Raw genomic sequence first — 14,993 nt, 5'->3', positions numbered from 1 at the left:
GAACTTATGCCCCTTCTTGAACAACTCGGCCTGAGAGTTCCGGTCTTTCAGGCTCCGATGGCTGGTGTGTCCACGCCACAGCTTGCAGCGGAAGTGTCTAATGCGGGTGGGTTGGGCGCGTTGGGGCTTGGCGCGACAAAGCCTGAGCAGGCACGGGCCCTGATTGCGGAGGTGCGCGCCAGAACGGACCGGCCCTTTAACGTCAATCTGTTCGTGCATCCTACGCCCAGAGCAGATGCAGAGCGTGAGGCACGCTGGCTGCACTGGCTGACGCCTGTTTTTGTAGAGTACGACGAGACACCGCCAGAAAAACTGTCTTCACCCTACACAAGTTTTCTGGATGACCCGGAGATGCTGGCGCTTCTTCTGGAAGTCAAACCGCCTGTCATCAGCTTCCATTTCGGACTGCCCCCAGATGCCTCTGTCATGGCCCTCAAACAAACGGGGGCTTTCCTTCTGGCGACTGTCACCAGCCCTGCCGAGGCACTGGCGGCGGAAGCTGCCGGAATGGATGCGGTCATTGCACAGGGCGTTGAGGCCGGAGGGCATCGGGGCATGTTTGACCCGCATGCCCCGGACGATGCACTGGGCACTTTGCCGCTGGTCCGTCTGCTCAGCCGCCAGTGTCATGGGCCGGTGATTGCCGCTGGCGGAATTATGGATGGGGCCGGGCTGGCGGCAGTGCTTGATCTGGGCGCGGTTGCGGCGCAGATGGGCACGGCGTTTCTGCTCTGCCCGGAAACGGGTTTGGATGAGGGATATAGAAAAGCCCTGATGGGGCCGTCGGCTTTTCACACTCGTATGGTCAGCCTGATTTCCGGTCGGCCAGCGCGGGGGCTGTCCAACCGCTTTACGGAACTTGCTGAGCGGCCCGACGTGCCACCGTGCCCGGATTATCCCATTGCGTATGATGCCGGGAAGGCGCTGGCCAGAGCAGCCCGAACCCACGGCGAGGCAGGTTTTGGCGCATACTGGGCCGGGCAGGGCGCACCGCTGGCCCGTGCTCTGCCAGCGGCCCGGTTGGTCCGGGAAATTCAGGCGGAATACACGGAAATTCTGAAGCGGCGAGCGCGCCAGATGGAGCGGAAAAGTTTGGTGTGATGACGTGGCGGGCTGCGTGTTTCCGCACAGGGCTAGTATGAGGTTGGCGGGTCCGCAAACGGGTCAGGGTTATAGCCTACGCCGGTCAGATACAGGCCTTCCGCCGGGGCTGTTGGGCCGCCAGCTGTGCGGGAGCGGGCTTCCAGCGCTGCGGTAATGCGTTCCGGGTCCCAGCGTTCTCTGCCCACAAGGACCAGCGTGCCTACCATGTTCCGCACCTGATGGTGCAGGAAGGACCGCGCGCGGGTGCGGATGTGCACTTCCTCTCCCACACGTTCCACTGTCAGGCTGTCCAGCGTGCGGACCGGGTTTCTGGCCTGACAGGCCGCGGCCCGGAAGGACGTAAAATCATGCGTGCCCACCAGCCTGTCCGCACCCTGCCGCATCCGGTCCAGATTCAGGCGGGCGCGCACATGCCACATATGGGTGGCCCCAAGAGCAGGCGGTGAGGGCCGGTTGATAATGCGGTAGAGGTAGGAGCGCCATGTAGCGGAAAACCGTGCGCTCCATTTTTCCGTGACAAGCGCGGCCTGAAGCACGGCCACGGGGTGGGGCTTCAGATGGTAGCTCAGTCCGTCACGGACGATATGGGGGGCGAGGTTCATATCTGCGGGGAAGTCCAGATGCGCGACCTGCCCTGTGGCATGCACGCCGGCATCTGTCCGCCCGGCCGTAATGCTGGAAACGCGCCGTCCATTAGCCATCCGGGTGGCCGCAGCTTCCAGCAGGCCCTGCACGGAGGTGCCCACACTCTGCTTCTGCCAGCCGACGAGACCCGTGCCGTCATATTCGATTTTAACGGCCCAGCGCTGGAACGCCTGATCAGTCTGGGCATCCTTGTGGGGATCAGACGGAAAAACGGGCGAGGGTTCGGAGAGAAACGACGGCAGCTCTGTCATTCGGAGGCGGGAGCGGCTGGCGGCGTGTGATACAGGCGCGTGCCTGCGGGCATAGGCTGGCCGCGCAGGAAAGCATCAGCATCCATCATGCCGCGACCGGGCTTTTGCAGGCGGGTCAGGCGGAGCGCGCCGTCCCCACAGGCAATGGTCAGGGCGTCATCCAGCGCAATGCCAGGGGTGGCGGTGTGCTTGCGGTCGGGCAACGGGGTAGCCGCGCCAATTTTCAGCACGGTGCCGTCAGCCTGCACGGTAAAGGTGCCGGGCCAGGGCGTGAGGGCACGAATACGCAGGTCCAGCGCTGCGGCAGACTGGGACCAGTCCAGACGGCCATCTTCCCGCGTCAGCATAGGGGCGTATGTCACGCCCTCTTCCGGTTGAGGCGTGGGGGTAGGGCGTTCGGCCAGCACGCGCACGGCCAGTTGCCCGCCGATGGCGCTGAGCGCGTCATGCAGACTGGTGGCGGTGGTCTCGGGCGTAATGGGCACGGCCTCACGCAGCAGCATGGGGCCGGTATCAAGGCCCGCTTCCATCTGCATGATGGTCACGCCGCTTTCTTTATCGCCCGCCAGAATAGAACTCTGAATGGGTGAGGCTCCACGCCAGCGCGGCAACAGGCTGGCATGGATATTCAGGCAGCCAAGGCGCGGCGCGTCCAGCATGACCTGCGGCAGAATGAGGCCATAAGCAGCTACCACGGCAGCATCGGCCTCAAGGGCAGCAAAAGCGGCCCATTCTTCCTCATTTTTGCGCAGTTTTTCAGGGTGGCGCACCAGCAGGCCGAGGGCTTCCGCCGCCTGCTGCACAGGCGAGGCCCGCAGCGCCTTGCCCCGGCCAGCGGGGCGCGGGGGCTGGGAATACACAGCGACAATCTCGTGCCCTGCGGCATGGAGGGCGTGCAGGGCAGGGACCGCAAAATCCGGTGTGCCCATGAAGATAAGACGCATGTGCCAGCCCTCCGGCTTATTTCCGCTTCTGTTCCTTGGCCAGTCGCCGCAGGATCATGTTGCGGCGCAGCACGGAGAGGTGATCCACAAACAGGATGCCTTCCAGATGGTCAATTTCATGCTGCATGCAGGTGGCCAGCAGGCCGTCCACTTCACGCTCCATCACATCGCCACCCACAGTGCGCCACTGCACGCGCACCTTTTCCGGGCGTGTCACTTCCGCATACTGGTTGGGCAGGGAAAGGCAGCCTTCCTCCCGCGCGGCCAGTGTTTCCGTCTCGGCAATTACTTCCGGGTTGATCATCACGATCGGCTCGCGCGCATCTTCCTCGCCCAGATCAACCAGCGCAAAACGCAGGCCGAGGCCCACCTGCGGGGCGGCCAGCCCGATGCCGGGGGCGGCATACATGGCGGAAAACATGCTGGGCAGAACCCGGCGGATGTCCGCCATATCTTCCGGTTTTACCTCACGCGTCTTGCGCCGCAGCACGGCATGCGGGGCAATGAGAATGGGCATAGGAGCGGCATCTGCCGCCGCAGCGGAAAAAGCTGCATCTGTCATGGCTGCGTCTGTCATACGCCCGATTTAACCTCCCGCGCCCGCCTGCGCCAGAGGGAGATGGCGCTGACGACACAAAAAGCGTGGGAAATATGCCGCACTCTGCTCCTGTATGGTGTGCAAAGCCGCCTGAGGGGCCTTTTCAGGCATGCGTGAGCTTCCGTGCAGTCTTGCGTTTGGCCGCGTGTGTCCCATATCGTGAGGAAAGCCGGATGCCATGAAGGGTCCGGTTTCTGTCTCGCTCAGAAAGGGGAGGCTTTATGTCTGGCAGAGTATTTGGCTCACCCATGTTCCTTGGTTTTGACCACCTCGAGCAGATGCTCGAACGGGCCAGCAAGGGCAACGGTGATGGGTATCCACCCTATAATATTGAACAGATTGCCCCCAACGGGCTGCGGATTACGCTGGCCGTTGCGGGCTTCCGGATGGATGACCTCCAGATAACGCAGGAAGACAACCAGCTGGTGATCCGTGGCCGGCAGGTGGAAGATGGTGAAGAGCATGTCTATCTGCACCGCGGCATTGCCTCCCGCCAGTTCCAGAAGGCGTTTGTGCTGGCCGAGGGTATAGAAATTGGCGGGGCCTGGCTGGATAACGGCCTGCTGCATATTGATCTGTTCCGCCCGCAGCCGGAAGTGCGCGTCAAGCGGATTGAGATCATGCAGCCCGGCACCCCAAAAAGTGCAGCGGCCTCGGCCAGCGGGCTGAAGCCGCGCACCTCCCGTATGTTGCATACGGTGGTGGAGGACTGAAAAGCCCGGCGCAGGACGGGCGGGGATCTTTTTCCGCCAGCCTGCGTTGGCTTTCTAGATACGGAAAGGAGACACCATGAGAGTCACGACCCGCAACGGACGTGTTGTTCTTATGCCCGATGAGTCGGATAAACCGTTGGATGTCCATCAGCTTTCCGAAAATCAGTTTCGGTCTCTGGGGGTTGCCAATGTCGCCTATGTGCGCCCGGCTCTGACAGAAGATGGCGAGGAAGGCTGCGCCATCCATGCAGCCGATGGCTCACCGCTGGCGGTGGTGGATGATCTGGAAACCGCGTGGGGGGTTATTCTCCAGCACGATATGGTGCCAGCCAGCCTCCAGTAAGCCTTCGGGCAAGACCAGCTTATGAAAAACCCTGCCACATCCGGAAGAAAATTCCGTCATGTGGCAGGGTATTTTTGTGGAAAAAAGGGTGAGGACGTCCTTCAGGACGGCCCCGTATCCACCCAGCCGATATTCCCGTCATCCCGCCGGTAAACCAGATTGATCTGCTGATTTTTGCGGTTACGGAACAGCAGAATGCTGCATGCGGCGAGATCCAGCCGCATGACGGCCTCACTCACGCTCAGGGTGGGGATATCCGTGGTGTGTTCCGCAATAATGGCGGCGTAGGTTTCGGCTTCTGCCGTGGCTTCATGGTCGACGCCATTGTCCTGCTGGGCTTTGGTGTCCGCAGCGGATGGGGTGGATTTCAGCACATAGGACCGCCCGGTTTCAGGCGGAGCCTCCGCTGTCTTGGTGGCGCGGGCGTGGGAGGTGACGCGGCGATGGTAGCGGCGCAGGCGTTTGGCGATATGCTCGGCGGCATCATCAAACGCGGCGTTCGCGTCTGCGGCCTCGCCTTCTCCGCGCAGGGTCAGGCCGCGGCCTGCATGCACGTTGATATCGCAGGTGAAGAAGGAACGGGCTTTACTGAAAGTCACATTGGCTTCCAGCGCCTTGTCAAAATATCGTTCTGCAAGGCCGCCCAGGTGAGCATTGACCCGATGTTTGAGCGCATCGGACAGAGCAATCTGTTTACCGGAAACATGAATATGCATCGGATGTCGTTCCTCGCTGGTTAAGAGCAGGACCGTCTTTGCCTGAGCGCGGAGCCGTAACAGATGCAGCCCTCTCTCAGGCGGAGGCGGCTTAACTCGTCAGGACACGGGGATGACTCCCTCATGCCTGCCAGTATTTGGGCATGGTTGGCGGGGGTCTGTCTATGGGTTTGTGACAGTTTTAATATAGGAACCAGCGGGGGTATTCTGGCGTTATAGCGGCCGCGTTAAGGGCAGACTCTGAAAAAAACCACCTCTTTCGGGGTTGCTGTGCCGGAAAGCTGGCGCATACAACACAAGACAGAGTTGCAAGCCAGACAGGATGCCATGCTTTTAAGATCCAGCCCGCCCGTCAACATGCCCAAAATGCGCCACAAGTGGCGGGCCAAAGTCGCGATCCTGCTGGTGCTGCTGGCCGCTTACGGCAGCATCATGTGGTACATGACGCACTATAAGCCGCCGATGGAAAAGGTGGTTATTCCGGTAGAGGTGGTCAAGCAGAAGCCGAAGGCTGATGCCGCCCGCCTGCCAGTGCCGCCCATCACGCTGGAACCTGCACCGGTCGTGCCGGAGATGGCCCCGCCACAGCTGGTGACCAAAGGGAGGCGTTAGAGCGAGAAGCTCTCGCCCAGATACACACGGCGCACGTCCTCATGCGCCACAATCTCTTCCGGCACGCCCTGCATCAGCACCTGCCCGCTGTGCATGATGTAGGCGCGGTCGATCACTTCCAGTGTCTCACGCACGTTATGGTCGGTAATCAGCACGCCAATGCCGCGGTCTTTCAGGTGCGAGACGAGGTCTCGGATTTCGCCCACCGCAATGGGGTCAATCCCCGCCAGCGGCTCATCCAGCAGGATGTAATGCGGCTGGCTGGCCAGTGCGCGGGCAATTTCCAGACGCCGCCGTTCACCGCCTGAAAGGGCGAGGGAGGGGGAGCGACGCAGGTGGGAAATGCCGAATTCACTCAGCAGGCCATCCAGCATCACTTCCCGTTGGTCCGGGTCACGCTCCACGACTTCCAGTGCGGCCATGATGTTCTGTTCAACATTCAGGCCACGGAAAATGCTGGCTTCCTGCGGCAGGTAGCCAATGCCCAGCCGCGCGCGCCGATACATGGGCAGCTGCGTAATATCCGCCCCATCCAGCGTGATGGAGCCGGTATCAGGCTGTACAAGACCCACAATCATATAAAAGCTGGTGGTTTTGCCGGCGCCGTTCGGCCCGAGCAGACCAACGGCCTCGCCACGATGCACCTCGATGGAGACGTTCTTCACCACCTCGCGCTTTTTGTAGGATTTGCCAATACCGTTGGCAAACAGGCCATGGCCGGGCGCGTGCGGGGCGTTCAGGGTCGTCGGTTCAGGACCCGGTCCGATGACCTGATCTTCCACCGTTTCTTCCGAGGTCCAGCTGATCTCCTGCGTCATCCGTTATTTCCTGTCCGATGAGTCGCCGCTGTTGGGTACAACCAGACCGCTCACGCGGCTGCCGGGGCGCTCTGTCATGGTCGCCAGACCTGTATGCATGTTGATGATGGCCGCTGCGCCCTGAATCTGGTTAGGCCCGCGGGTGATGTGCACATTACCCACAATGCGCGCAATGCCGGTGTCTGGCACATACACACCCCGGTCCCCGGTGACGGTTTCCGTCTGGGTGCGGACCCACACATGGCCAAACGCGTTGACCTTTTCCAGCTTGCCGGAGCCATTGGCCAGCGGGTCAGACGAGGTCTGGTTTGCGTCTTTCTTCTGGTCTGCCGGCTGCGCGGACTGGTCCGGCGGGGCGCTGTAGCCCACCAGCACATCCGCACGGATCTGCCGGTTGTCATTGGTGGTTACGGTCGCATTGCCACGCCCGATGGAAATGCGCTGCTGCGAGTAATATTCCATGGAATCCCGCGCCGTCAGAATATCCTGCGGGGTGGTCAGCTTCAGCGCCTTGCCGGTCATCACCAGCACGGCCTGATCCATGTCATAAACGGCCTTATCACCCCAGCCCTGATCAGTCTGGGTGTAGATATGCACGTGGCCGACCGCTTCCAGTCGATAAATTTCATTAGCACCGGAGGAATCCGGGTCACCGCCCTCGGCTTTACCGTCCGCGGGCTTGGCATCTGCCGGGGCAGGCGTGCTGGCAGGGGCGGGAGGCTGGCCGGTTGGAGCGGCGGGAGCATCAGACCCCGGTTTGGCACTGGCCGTTGTGCCGGTAACGGCCCCAGCCGGAGCCTCACCCTGCGCTGGCGCCGGTGCGCCGTCAGGTGCGGCCTTCTTGCGGTAATAGGCAATCAGCTTGTCGGCTGTTACCGTCACGTCCCCACGGACGGCTTTGGCCTGATCATACGCCGTGACTTTTTTCTGGTTCTGGTCCCAGTCAAACCCACCGGCTGCCGTGACGGTAATCTGCCCGCCATGCGAGAGGTCGATGGACTGCGCGTGGGCCGTGCCACAGAACAGGGCAGCCAGCAGTGGCAGGGCCGCAAGCCCGAAGGCGGGAGCCAGCACCGGGCGGCGCAGGCCGCGCAGGCGGGAGGAGGAGGTCAGGAGCATATCAGGAGGCCTTCCCATCAGCCGGATGGCTGCCGCGGTCGTCGTTCAGAATCAGTCGGCCCGGCCCGCGAAACTGGGCAATGCCTTCATGCTGGGACACCAGATATCCTTTTGCATCAAGCACGCCAAACGGCCCTTCTGCCCGCACCCAGCTATTGGACGCAATAATGCCCGTACGGATATCCACATCCGCCACAGGGCTGCGCATCATAAGGCCATCATCACGATACAGGGTGACTTCTCCTGTCAGGTCAAGAATCTGTGCATGCTGCATGTAGACCCCTTTTTCCGATCGGACCAGAAGCCAGCTCCCTCCCTGACTGAGGATATCAGCCACGGGGTTGTCCAGATCCATCCGTTCCGGGTTGGCCTGATGCGCACTGTCCGCTGTGATCATGAAGGGGCGGTTATGCTCATCCACGCCCCGATAGGTCGCGCCAATCAGATTGCCGCTTTCCACCTTGACCTTGGAGATTTCCTTGAGCGCCGCCTTGTTGGCGTTAATCAGCCGGTCCACTTCCGGCCAGACGGCAATGGAGCTGAGCAGCAGCAGAGCCGTGGCGGGCAGAACCCATTTGGCCCAGCGCAGCAGCATCCGCCGGCGGGCCAGTTCCCCCGCATCTGGCGGCAGGCGGCGCGCGACGGAAGGAGCCATGCGCTCACGCTGCTGGCGGACGGTTTCTTCCGAGCGGGCAAAGTCATCGCGTTGGGGCGGGCGGCCGGAAGGTTCCGTCATCCCACACCTGCCCGCAGCAGATCATGCACATGCACCACGCCCATCGGGCGGCGGTCTGCATCCAGAATGAACAGGGAGGTAATGGGGCGGTCGCGTTCGTTCATCATGCGCAGCGCATCAGCAGCAAAAATGTCAGGCCCTATGGTGAGAGGGTGACGGTTCATGACATCCTTTGCCAGCGTGGTTGTCAGATCATGGTCCAGCGCGCGGCGCAGGTCACCATCTGTGATCAGCCCCGCCAGACAGCCATTATGGTCCAGAATGCCAATGCAGCCTAGAGCCTGCCGCGTCATTTCCATAATGACATCCCGCATCGGGGTGTCTTCCCGCCCCAGAGGAAGGTCTGCGCCAGTACGCATCAGCTCTTTTACAGTGCGCAGGCGGCTGCCCAGACGGCCACCGGGGTGGTAGTTGCCAAAGTCACTGGCCGTAAAGCCGCGCTGGCGCAGCAGGACCACGGCCAGCGCATCCCCAAACGCAAGTTGCATCAGGGTGCTGGTGGTGGGGGCCAGCCCCATTGGGCAGGCTTCCGGCATGGCGGGCAGGGTGAGCGCCACATCCGCCGCAGAGGCCAGAGTGGAATTTGCCCGGCTGGTGACGGCCAGAAGAGGCAGGCCCGTTTTGCGAGTGTGGGCGGCAATATCGCCCAGTTCCGTCGTCTCACCGGAATTGGAGAAAGCCAGCACCGCATCCCCCGGCTGCACCATGCCCAGATCCCCATGAGAGGCCTCGGCAGGGTGGACAAACAGGGCCGGGGTGCCGGTGGAGCACAGGGTAGCCTGAATTTTCCGGGCCACATGGCCGGATTTGCCAATGCCGGTCACCACCACGCGGCCCGACACATGGAGCAGAATGTCCACGGCCCGTGCAAACGCGCCGCCCAGTCCCGCTGGGTCCTGCAACGCGCGGTCCAGCGCATCCAGTCCGGCGCGTTCGGTCTGGATGACGGCTGCGGCCTCGGTCGCGAGGCGGTCGGGCAGGTCTAAGGTGGCGTGTTCTGTCATGCAGGGCGGGCTCCGGTCCGGCTGGATCAGGCGCGGTGAGAAAAGATATCCGGGTCTTCATAACCCAGAAGGTCAAGCCGGGCACGGGCGGGCAGGAAGTCATAGCAGGCCTGAGCCAGCTCACGACGGCCTTCCCGGTGCAGCAGCGCATCCATCTTCTGCCACAGCGCATGCAGATACAGCACGTCAGACGCAGCATAAGCCAGTTGTTCGGGCTTGAGGTCGGCAGCCCCCCAGTCAGACGTCTGCTGCTGCTTGCTCAACTCAACGCCCAGCATGTCCCGGCACAGAGCGGCCAGACCGTGGCGGTCCGTAAAGGTGCGCACCAGACGGGCAGCAATTTTGGTGCAGACCACAGGGCTGACGGTAATGCCCAGCGCGTGCTGGAGGATAGCGACATCAAACCGTGCGAAATGCATGATTTTGGTCACGGCGGGATCAGCCATCAGGCGCTTGAGGTTCGGGCAGTCATAGCCCTTGCCGCCAAGGGATTCCGGGATGATCTGCACCAGATGCGCGGTGCCATCCCCTGCGGAAAGCTGCACAAGGCACAGCCGGTCCCGATGGGGGTTGAGGCCCATGGTTTCCGTATCCACGGCAACGGACCCGGTAAAGGTCAGCCCGTCGGGCAGGTCGTTGCGATGTAGAGTGATGCTGCCCTCGGAAGAGCTCCGGGATGCGTTCATGACCCGCTCCATGCCTTGTTGTTGATCAGGCTCAGACGGATACAGCCGGGATGGCGGAATGTCCATTGCGGACACCCTGCCGAGGCTTTCAGGCGATTTGATGGTAACGGTGCGGCGCTCAGGATGCTGAGAGTGTGCCGTTTCGGGATTCCTGCAAGGCAAGCTGCGTCAGCCGCGCCTCATTTTTCTTCAGGAAACGCCCCATGGCGATCATGCCGCCAAGGGCTGCAAGACCGATAACAAGACCAACCGGGCCAGAGACTTCTGAAATTTTGCGCCCCAGTGCGTAGGTGCCCAGCGCATAACCACCTGCCCAGCAGGTGCCCCCCAGTGCGTTAAACAGCATGAAGCGCGGCCAGTGCATGCGGCACGCCCCGGCCAGCACGGCCACAAACACGCGCACCACGGAAATAAACCGGCCACAGAACACAATGGCGCTGCCGTGATGGTGGAACAGATATTGCCCCAAGATCAGCCGCTCAGAGGTCAGACCGAAACGGGGGCCGTATTTTTCCAGCAGCGGCAGTCCGACCTTGCGACCAATAATGTAGCCAATATTATCGCCAATAATTGCGCCCGCCACGGCGGCAACGGCCACCCAGCCAATGGCAAGATGATGGGTTTTCAGACAATACAGCGAGGCCGTGATGATGCAGGCCTCGGCCGGCACAGGCACACCCATGCTCTCCATCATGACAATCAGGGTAACAATGCCATAGCCGTAATGCTGAAGCAGCGTGTCCAGATGGTGCAGCAGGGGTCAGGTGTCCTTGTGCAGGAGAGTGCGACAGAACCGCACGGGGTGATGCGGACCATGCCGCAAACCTTTTACTGGGAGAAGGCAGGTTGCGGCATGGCAGTTCTTCGGTCGTCTCGCAGAAGGGTTTAGAAGTCCTGATCGTCCTCGGGGAACTCATCATCCTGATTATCGCCAAGATAATGGTCGGCGTAGTCTGTCATTTCTTCAAGAATGTCTTCGTTTTCTTCCGCACGCTGGCGTTGTTCTTCATCCTCTTCGTCCTGAAGCAGGGAGAACGCATAGGCTTCGTTTTCAGGCGTCTCGTCAGAGAAGTCGTCATTATCAGAGCGGGTAGGGCGGCGCGCTGGCATGTTTAAAAACTCCCTTGCGAATCATCTGGCCTTTAGCAGTCTTACCAGCAGGATCTTCCGGTCGCACCTTCAATTTTACAATCTGAGACTGTCTGAATTTTCAGACACTCCGCCCACCCGGCGGGGCGGCCAGACGGGCCGCCAGAACGCTGCCTGCGGCCTGTTTTTTGCCGCGCACCACCGCTGTATCCAGTGCAGAGAGAAATGTTGAGCGGTCTTTTTTGGTAAAGCTTTTCCCGCCGCCCAGCATGGTTCCGGTGGAGCGGAGGTCTTCCATCAGGTTGCGCATGGCCAGCGCCATGCCGATGGCGTTTTCATCCAGAATGCGGCCATTGGGGTTCAGCACACACGCCCCTTTTGCCACGCAACGGGCGGCCAGCGGAATGTCTGAGGAAATGACGATGTCATGCGCTTTGACGTGCTCGGCAATCCAGTCATCCGCCACGTCCATGCCGTCCGTCACGACAATGCGCTCAATCTGCGGGGAGGCGGGGGCGGCCAGCAGGCGGTTGGAGACCACATAGGTTTTCAACCCGTGGCGACTGGCCACCTGATAGGTTTCATCCCGCACCGGGCAGGCATCGGCGTCTATAAAAATACGTATCATGGTCTGAATCCTATGCCCTGCCGCAACATGGTGGCAAGGGAGACGCGGCAAAGGGGGATAGCCCGCCGGTGGGAGTTTGCGGTAGGGAAGAGGCTGAACACGACAGCTCAAGGTTTTTCATGCGTCCTCCCCGTTCTGGCCGTCCGTCCCGCCGCTCACGCAATTCTTCTCCCGCAGGGCGCGAGGGGGCCGCACCCGCTGGCGCCTGCTGGCTGTTTGGCACCCACGCCGTGGCAGCGGCTCTGGCTAACCCGAACCGCGTGTTTCAGCGCCTGCTGGTGACGGAGCCCGAGCATCCGGCGCTGCTGGCGGCAAAAGAGGCCGGGGCCGTCATTCGCATTGAGCCGGAAATTGTGCAGCGCGCCCGTCTGGATGACATGCTGGGTGAGGACGCCGTGCATCAGGGCGTGGCCGTTCTGGTCAAGGCGCTGCCTAACCTGACGCTGGAAGAAGCACTGGAACGCCCCGGCCCGGTGCTGGTGCTGGATCAGGTGACGGACCCGCGCAATGTGGGCGCAATCCTGCGGTCTGCCGCGGCCTTTGGGGCCGCCTGCCTTGTGGTGCAGGACCGCAACGCGCCAGAAGAAACCGCCGTGCTGGCTAAAGCGGCCTCTGGCGCGCTGGAAACGGTGCCGATGGTGCGGGAAGTCAATCTGTCCCGTGCGATTGAAGCTTTGCAGAAGGGTGGCTGCTGGACGGTCGGGCTGGATGCTGGCGGTGGCCTGCTGGATGGTCCGTCTTTCAAGGGTCGCCGTGTGGCCCTCGTGCTGGGCGCGGAAGGCAAGGGCCTGCGCCGCCTGACGCGGGAAAGCTGTGATGAAATTGCCGGGCTATACATGCCGGGTGAGATGGAAAGCCTGAACGTGTCTGTGGCCGCAGCCGTTGGGCTTTATGAACTGGCGCGGGAACGCATGCCCAGCACATACCAGCCCCCGGCCACAAAGAAGCCCACGTAAGACCCGATATCGGCTCCGTCCAGCCAGCGGGCGACGGGGCCGGTGTAAAGCTGACTGTCCGAAAACAGCAGGATGGTCAGTACGGAGGTCACAGCAAAAATCGTGGCTCCATACGTCCAGCCCGGAGGCACTGGGCGCGACTGGCGGGTGCCGCAATACCAGTCAGCCAGCACAATGCCGATCCACGGCGCAATCCAGTACATCGTGACCAGCAGATAATCCGTATAGAGCGCGGTGTAACGCCCGGCTCCGGCCACAGCCAGCCCATAGCCTAACAGGGCGGTGAGGATAGCGGCGGTCACGCGTGGCACATGCAGGCCAGCGGAGATCAGGCTGTAGCTGGCCGTGTTATCGTTAAACGAATTGCCGGTGATGGAAGAGAGCGCGATAGCCGCCAGCGCCACAGCCCCCAGCGGCCCCATGGCCTGCTGGAGTGAGGCAATGACAGCCGTGGGAGACGGATTAGCCACACTCCCCGCGCTGATCAGCCCAAGAATCTGGAACGGAATGGCGGAACTCAGCAATCCGGCCAGCGCCAGCCAGACCACTTTTTTCGGGTTGGTATCGGCAGGCAGATAGCGCGTGTAGTCTGAGGAATAGGACGCCCATGAGAGGTTGAAGCTGACCAGAATCCCCGTTGCCAGCAGGAAGGTGGAGAGGCTGACAGGGTGATGTGCTGCAATGGGGGCAGAGCCACGCACAGCAAACACCACGCCCATCAGAATGAACGTGACCAGCAGCAGGCCGCCCAGATATTTCTGCACGGCCTGCACCACATGGTGCCCGTAAATGGAGGCCACCATCTGCACGGAGGCCAGAACAGCCAGCGCGAACCAGAAGGGCAGCGCCACGCCTGCCAGCATGAGCAACGCCATCAGGGCCGTGGCGGCGGGCACGTTGTTCACCGCGTCCCACCCCACGCAGTAAATCCAGTTGAGGAAGGCCGGAGGGCGCACACCCAGTCGCCCCAGTGCGCGGCGGGAGGCTTCCATCTGCGTCAGGCCAGTGGCAGGGCCGATGGAGGCTGCAAGGGCGACCGGCAGCGCGCCAATCAGGTTGCCAAGCAGAACCGCCAGCACCCCGGTTTTGAAATCCAGCCCCAGACTGATCAGGAGCGCCCCCGTCACCCAGCCGCCCGGCCCCAGATTGGGGGAGAAATGGCTCCAGAACACCTTGTCCAGCGCCATGGTTTTCTGGTCCGCAGGCACGGGCTCCCGCACGGAGGCTTCGGAAAGATCCTCCATCAGGTGGTGCTGGGTGGAGGCAGGGCCGGAAGAGGCGGGAGGCTTTGTCATGCCGGGTCAGGTCCTGAAAAGGCGGGGCAGAAGAAGCGCGTTAAGACAGATCCGGTTCCGGCATGCTGCCAGCAGCGCCGGTGGGCTGATGATTATAATAGGCTTCGGCCAGACGGATAGGCAGCAGGTCCATAAAACGGGAGCCAGCCACCAGCCAGCGCGGAAAGACAATGCGCCGTTCATTCCGCCGCAGTCCACGCAGAATACGGCGGCTGGCGTTATCCACGTCCGTCAGCCCCGGCATGGGGAAGTGGTTGCGGGCCACCATGGGGGTGTTGAGAAAGCCGCAGACAACGGAGGTCATCAAAATCCCCGCCTGCTTCATGTTGCCGCCGGTGGCGACCATAAACCGGTCCACCGCCGCTTTGGAGGCGCTGTAGGACGGGGTGCCGGGATAGGAGACAATGCCTGCAACGGAGGAAATAGCGCAGATGCGCCCCCGCATGCCATCATCTGCACGCGGCTGGCGGCGCATGATTTGCAGGGCGGGTAGCACGGTGTTCAGTACGCCCTGCACATTGGTGTCAAACATCCGGCGGATCTGCGCGTCCGGCTCATACGGTGCATCGTCCGGTGCCGGTGCCCTACGGGTGCCCCCGGTAATGCCCGCGCAGGCCAGAACCATGTCCAGATGGCCGGTATTATGCACCCATTCTTCCATGCCGAGGCGGTCTGTGACGTCACACAGGCGGATCTCTGCCGCCGCCCCGCGGGAGATGCACTGGCGGGGCGCGTC

Annotated in this window: 19 protein-coding genes; 5 read left to right on the top strand and 14 right to left on the bottom strand. The window is 62.0% G+C overall.

From position 1 onward, the window contains the following. Positions 1 to 6: 6 nt before the first annotated feature. A complete protein-coding gene (locus tag HK23_RS00095) occupies positions 7 to 1,101 on the top strand; it encodes an NAD(P)H-dependent flavin oxidoreductase (protein ID WP_086652411.1) in 1,095 nt (364 codons plus the stop codon). Positions 1,102 to 1,133: 32 nt separating this feature from the next. Here the strand turns inward: HK23_RS00095 and truA are convergent, their stop codons facing one another. The 3 genes from truA to def are packed head-to-tail and all read right to left on the bottom strand — an operon-like array spanning position 1,134 to position 3,521. Then, positions 1,134 to 2,000 (bottom strand): tRNA pseudouridine(38-40) synthase TruA, encoded by an 867-nt coding sequence (gene truA, locus HK23_RS00090; protein ID WP_086652410.1) that lies wholly within the window; start codon positions 1,998 to 2,000, stop codon positions 1,134 to 1,136. Next, positions 1,997 to 2,944 carry a methionyl-tRNA formyltransferase gene (fmt, locus tag HK23_RS00085; RefSeq protein ID WP_086652409.1) on the bottom strand — a complete coding sequence of 316 codons (948 nt, stop codon included), beginning with the start codon at positions 2,942 to 2,944 and terminating at the stop codon, positions 1,997 to 1,999. The genes truA and fmt overlap by 4 nt, the downstream gene beginning before the upstream one ends. 16 nt (positions 2,945 to 2,960) lie before the next feature. Next, on the bottom strand, positions 2,961 to 3,521 hold the full coding sequence (def, locus tag HK23_RS00080; RefSeq protein ID WP_179193742.1) for a peptide deformylase: 561 nt from the start codon (positions 3,519 to 3,521) through the stop codon (positions 2,961 to 2,963). Positions 3,522 to 3,763: 242 nt separating this feature from the next. Between def and HK23_RS00075 the strand changes: the two genes are divergently transcribed. Both HK23_RS00075 and HK23_RS00070 read left to right on the top strand, forming a co-directional pair. Continuing rightward, entirely contained in the window at positions 3,764 to 4,255 is a 492-nt protein-coding gene (locus HK23_RS00075) for an Hsp20 family protein (protein ID WP_062140536.1), read from the top strand. A gap of 112 nt (positions 4,256 to 4,367) precedes the next feature. Continuing rightward, positions 4,368 to 4,598, top strand: coding sequence for a DUF1150 family protein (locus HK23_RS00070; protein WP_373270297.1), 231 nt, complete (start codon positions 4,368 to 4,370; stop codon positions 4,596 to 4,598). A 101-nt stretch (positions 4,599 to 4,699) separates the two neighbouring features. Here the strand turns inward: HK23_RS00070 and hpf are convergent, their stop codons facing one another. Further along, on the bottom strand, positions 4,700 to 5,314 hold the full coding sequence (gene hpf, locus HK23_RS00065) for a ribosome hibernation-promoting factor, HPF/YfiA family (protein ID WP_062250277.1): 615 nt from the start codon (positions 5,312 to 5,314) through the stop codon (positions 4,700 to 4,702). 327 nt (positions 5,315 to 5,641) lie between these two features. Here hpf and HK23_RS00060 point away from each other — a divergent pair, with 327 nt between their 5' ends. Next, positions 5,642 to 5,926 (top strand): hypothetical protein, encoded by a 285-nt coding sequence (locus tag HK23_RS00060; protein WP_143217449.1) that lies wholly within the window; start codon positions 5,642 to 5,644, stop codon positions 5,924 to 5,926. Here the strand turns inward: HK23_RS00060 and lptB are convergent. From lptB to HK23_RS00020, 8 genes are all read right to left on the bottom strand, one after another. Next, on the bottom strand, positions 5,923 to 6,744 hold the full coding sequence (lptB, locus tag HK23_RS00055) for an LPS export ABC transporter ATP-binding protein (RefSeq protein ID WP_143217448.1): 822 nt from the start codon (positions 6,742 to 6,744) through the stop codon (positions 5,923 to 5,925). The genes HK23_RS00060 and lptB overlap by 4 nt on opposite strands. Before the next feature lie 3 nt (positions 6,745 to 6,747). Next, on the bottom strand, positions 6,748 to 7,863 hold the full coding sequence (locus tag HK23_RS00050; protein WP_086652407.1) for an LptA/OstA family protein: 1,116 nt from the start codon (positions 7,861 to 7,863) through the stop codon (positions 6,748 to 6,750). A gap of 1 nt (position 7,864) precedes the next feature. Further along, entirely contained in the window at positions 7,865 to 8,599 is a 735-nt protein-coding gene (gene lptC, locus HK23_RS00045; protein WP_063907929.1) for an LPS export ABC transporter periplasmic protein LptC, read from the bottom strand. Continuing rightward, on the bottom strand, positions 8,596 to 9,603 hold the full coding sequence (locus HK23_RS00040) for a KpsF/GutQ family sugar-phosphate isomerase (RefSeq protein WP_086652406.1): 1,008 nt from the start codon (positions 9,601 to 9,603) through the stop codon (positions 8,596 to 8,598). Before HK23_RS00040 ends, lptC begins: the two co-directional genes overlap by 4 nt. A gap of 26 nt (positions 9,604 to 9,629) precedes the next feature. Continuing rightward, the gene (locus HK23_RS00035; RefSeq protein WP_063908351.1) at positions 9,630 to 10,289 is read right to left on the bottom strand and encodes a ribonuclease D; all 660 of its coding nucleotides are present in this window, start codon (positions 10,287 to 10,289) and stop codon (positions 9,630 to 9,632) included. A gap of 118 nt (positions 10,290 to 10,407) precedes the next feature. Next, positions 10,408 to 10,971 carry a DedA family protein gene (locus HK23_RS00030; protein WP_231888431.1) on the bottom strand — a complete coding sequence of 188 codons (564 nt, stop codon included), beginning with the start codon at positions 10,969 to 10,971 and terminating at the stop codon, positions 10,408 to 10,410. A 203-nt stretch (positions 10,972 to 11,174) separates the two neighbouring features. Then, positions 11,175 to 11,399 carry a hypothetical protein gene (locus tag HK23_RS00025; RefSeq protein ID WP_086652405.1) on the bottom strand — a complete coding sequence of 75 codons (225 nt, stop codon included), beginning with the start codon at positions 11,397 to 11,399 and terminating at the stop codon, positions 11,175 to 11,177. Positions 11,400 to 11,499: 100 nt separating this feature from the next. Further along, positions 11,500 to 12,006 carry a YaiI/YqxD family protein gene (locus HK23_RS00020; protein WP_063907933.1) on the bottom strand — a complete coding sequence of 169 codons (507 nt, stop codon included), beginning with the start codon at positions 12,004 to 12,006 and terminating at the stop codon, positions 11,500 to 11,502. Positions 12,007 to 12,125: 119 nt separating this feature from the next. Here HK23_RS00020 and rlmB point away from each other — a divergent pair, with 119 nt between their 5' ends. After that, positions 12,126 to 12,962 carry a 23S rRNA (guanosine(2251)-2'-O)-methyltransferase RlmB gene (rlmB, locus tag HK23_RS00015; RefSeq protein WP_086652404.1) on the top strand — a complete coding sequence of 279 codons (837 nt, stop codon included), beginning with the start codon at positions 12,126 to 12,128 and terminating at the stop codon, positions 12,960 to 12,962. Here the strand turns inward: rlmB and HK23_RS00010 are convergent. Both HK23_RS00010 and HK23_RS00005 read right to left on the bottom strand, forming a co-directional pair. Further along, positions 12,896 to 14,257, bottom strand: a complete 1,362-nt coding sequence (locus HK23_RS00010) for a purine-cytosine permease family protein (protein ID WP_256939987.1) — start codon at positions 14,255 to 14,257, stop codon at positions 12,896 to 12,898. The genes rlmB and HK23_RS00010 overlap by 67 nt on opposite strands. A 40-nt stretch (positions 14,258 to 14,297) precedes the next feature. After that, a partial coding sequence (locus HK23_RS00005; RefSeq protein WP_143217447.1) for an SDR family NAD(P)-dependent oxidoreductase occupies positions 14,298 to 14,993 on the bottom strand: 696 nt, incomplete at its 5' end.

It is taken from the genome of Acetobacter malorum (genome assembly GCF_002153605.1).
GTDB classification, from domain to species: domain Bacteria; phylum Pseudomonadota; class Alphaproteobacteria; order Acetobacterales; family Acetobacteraceae; genus Acetobacter; species Acetobacter malorum_A.
Note: the sequence above shows the minus strand (reverse complement) of the source record. Positions and strands in the feature narration are given on the sequence as shown.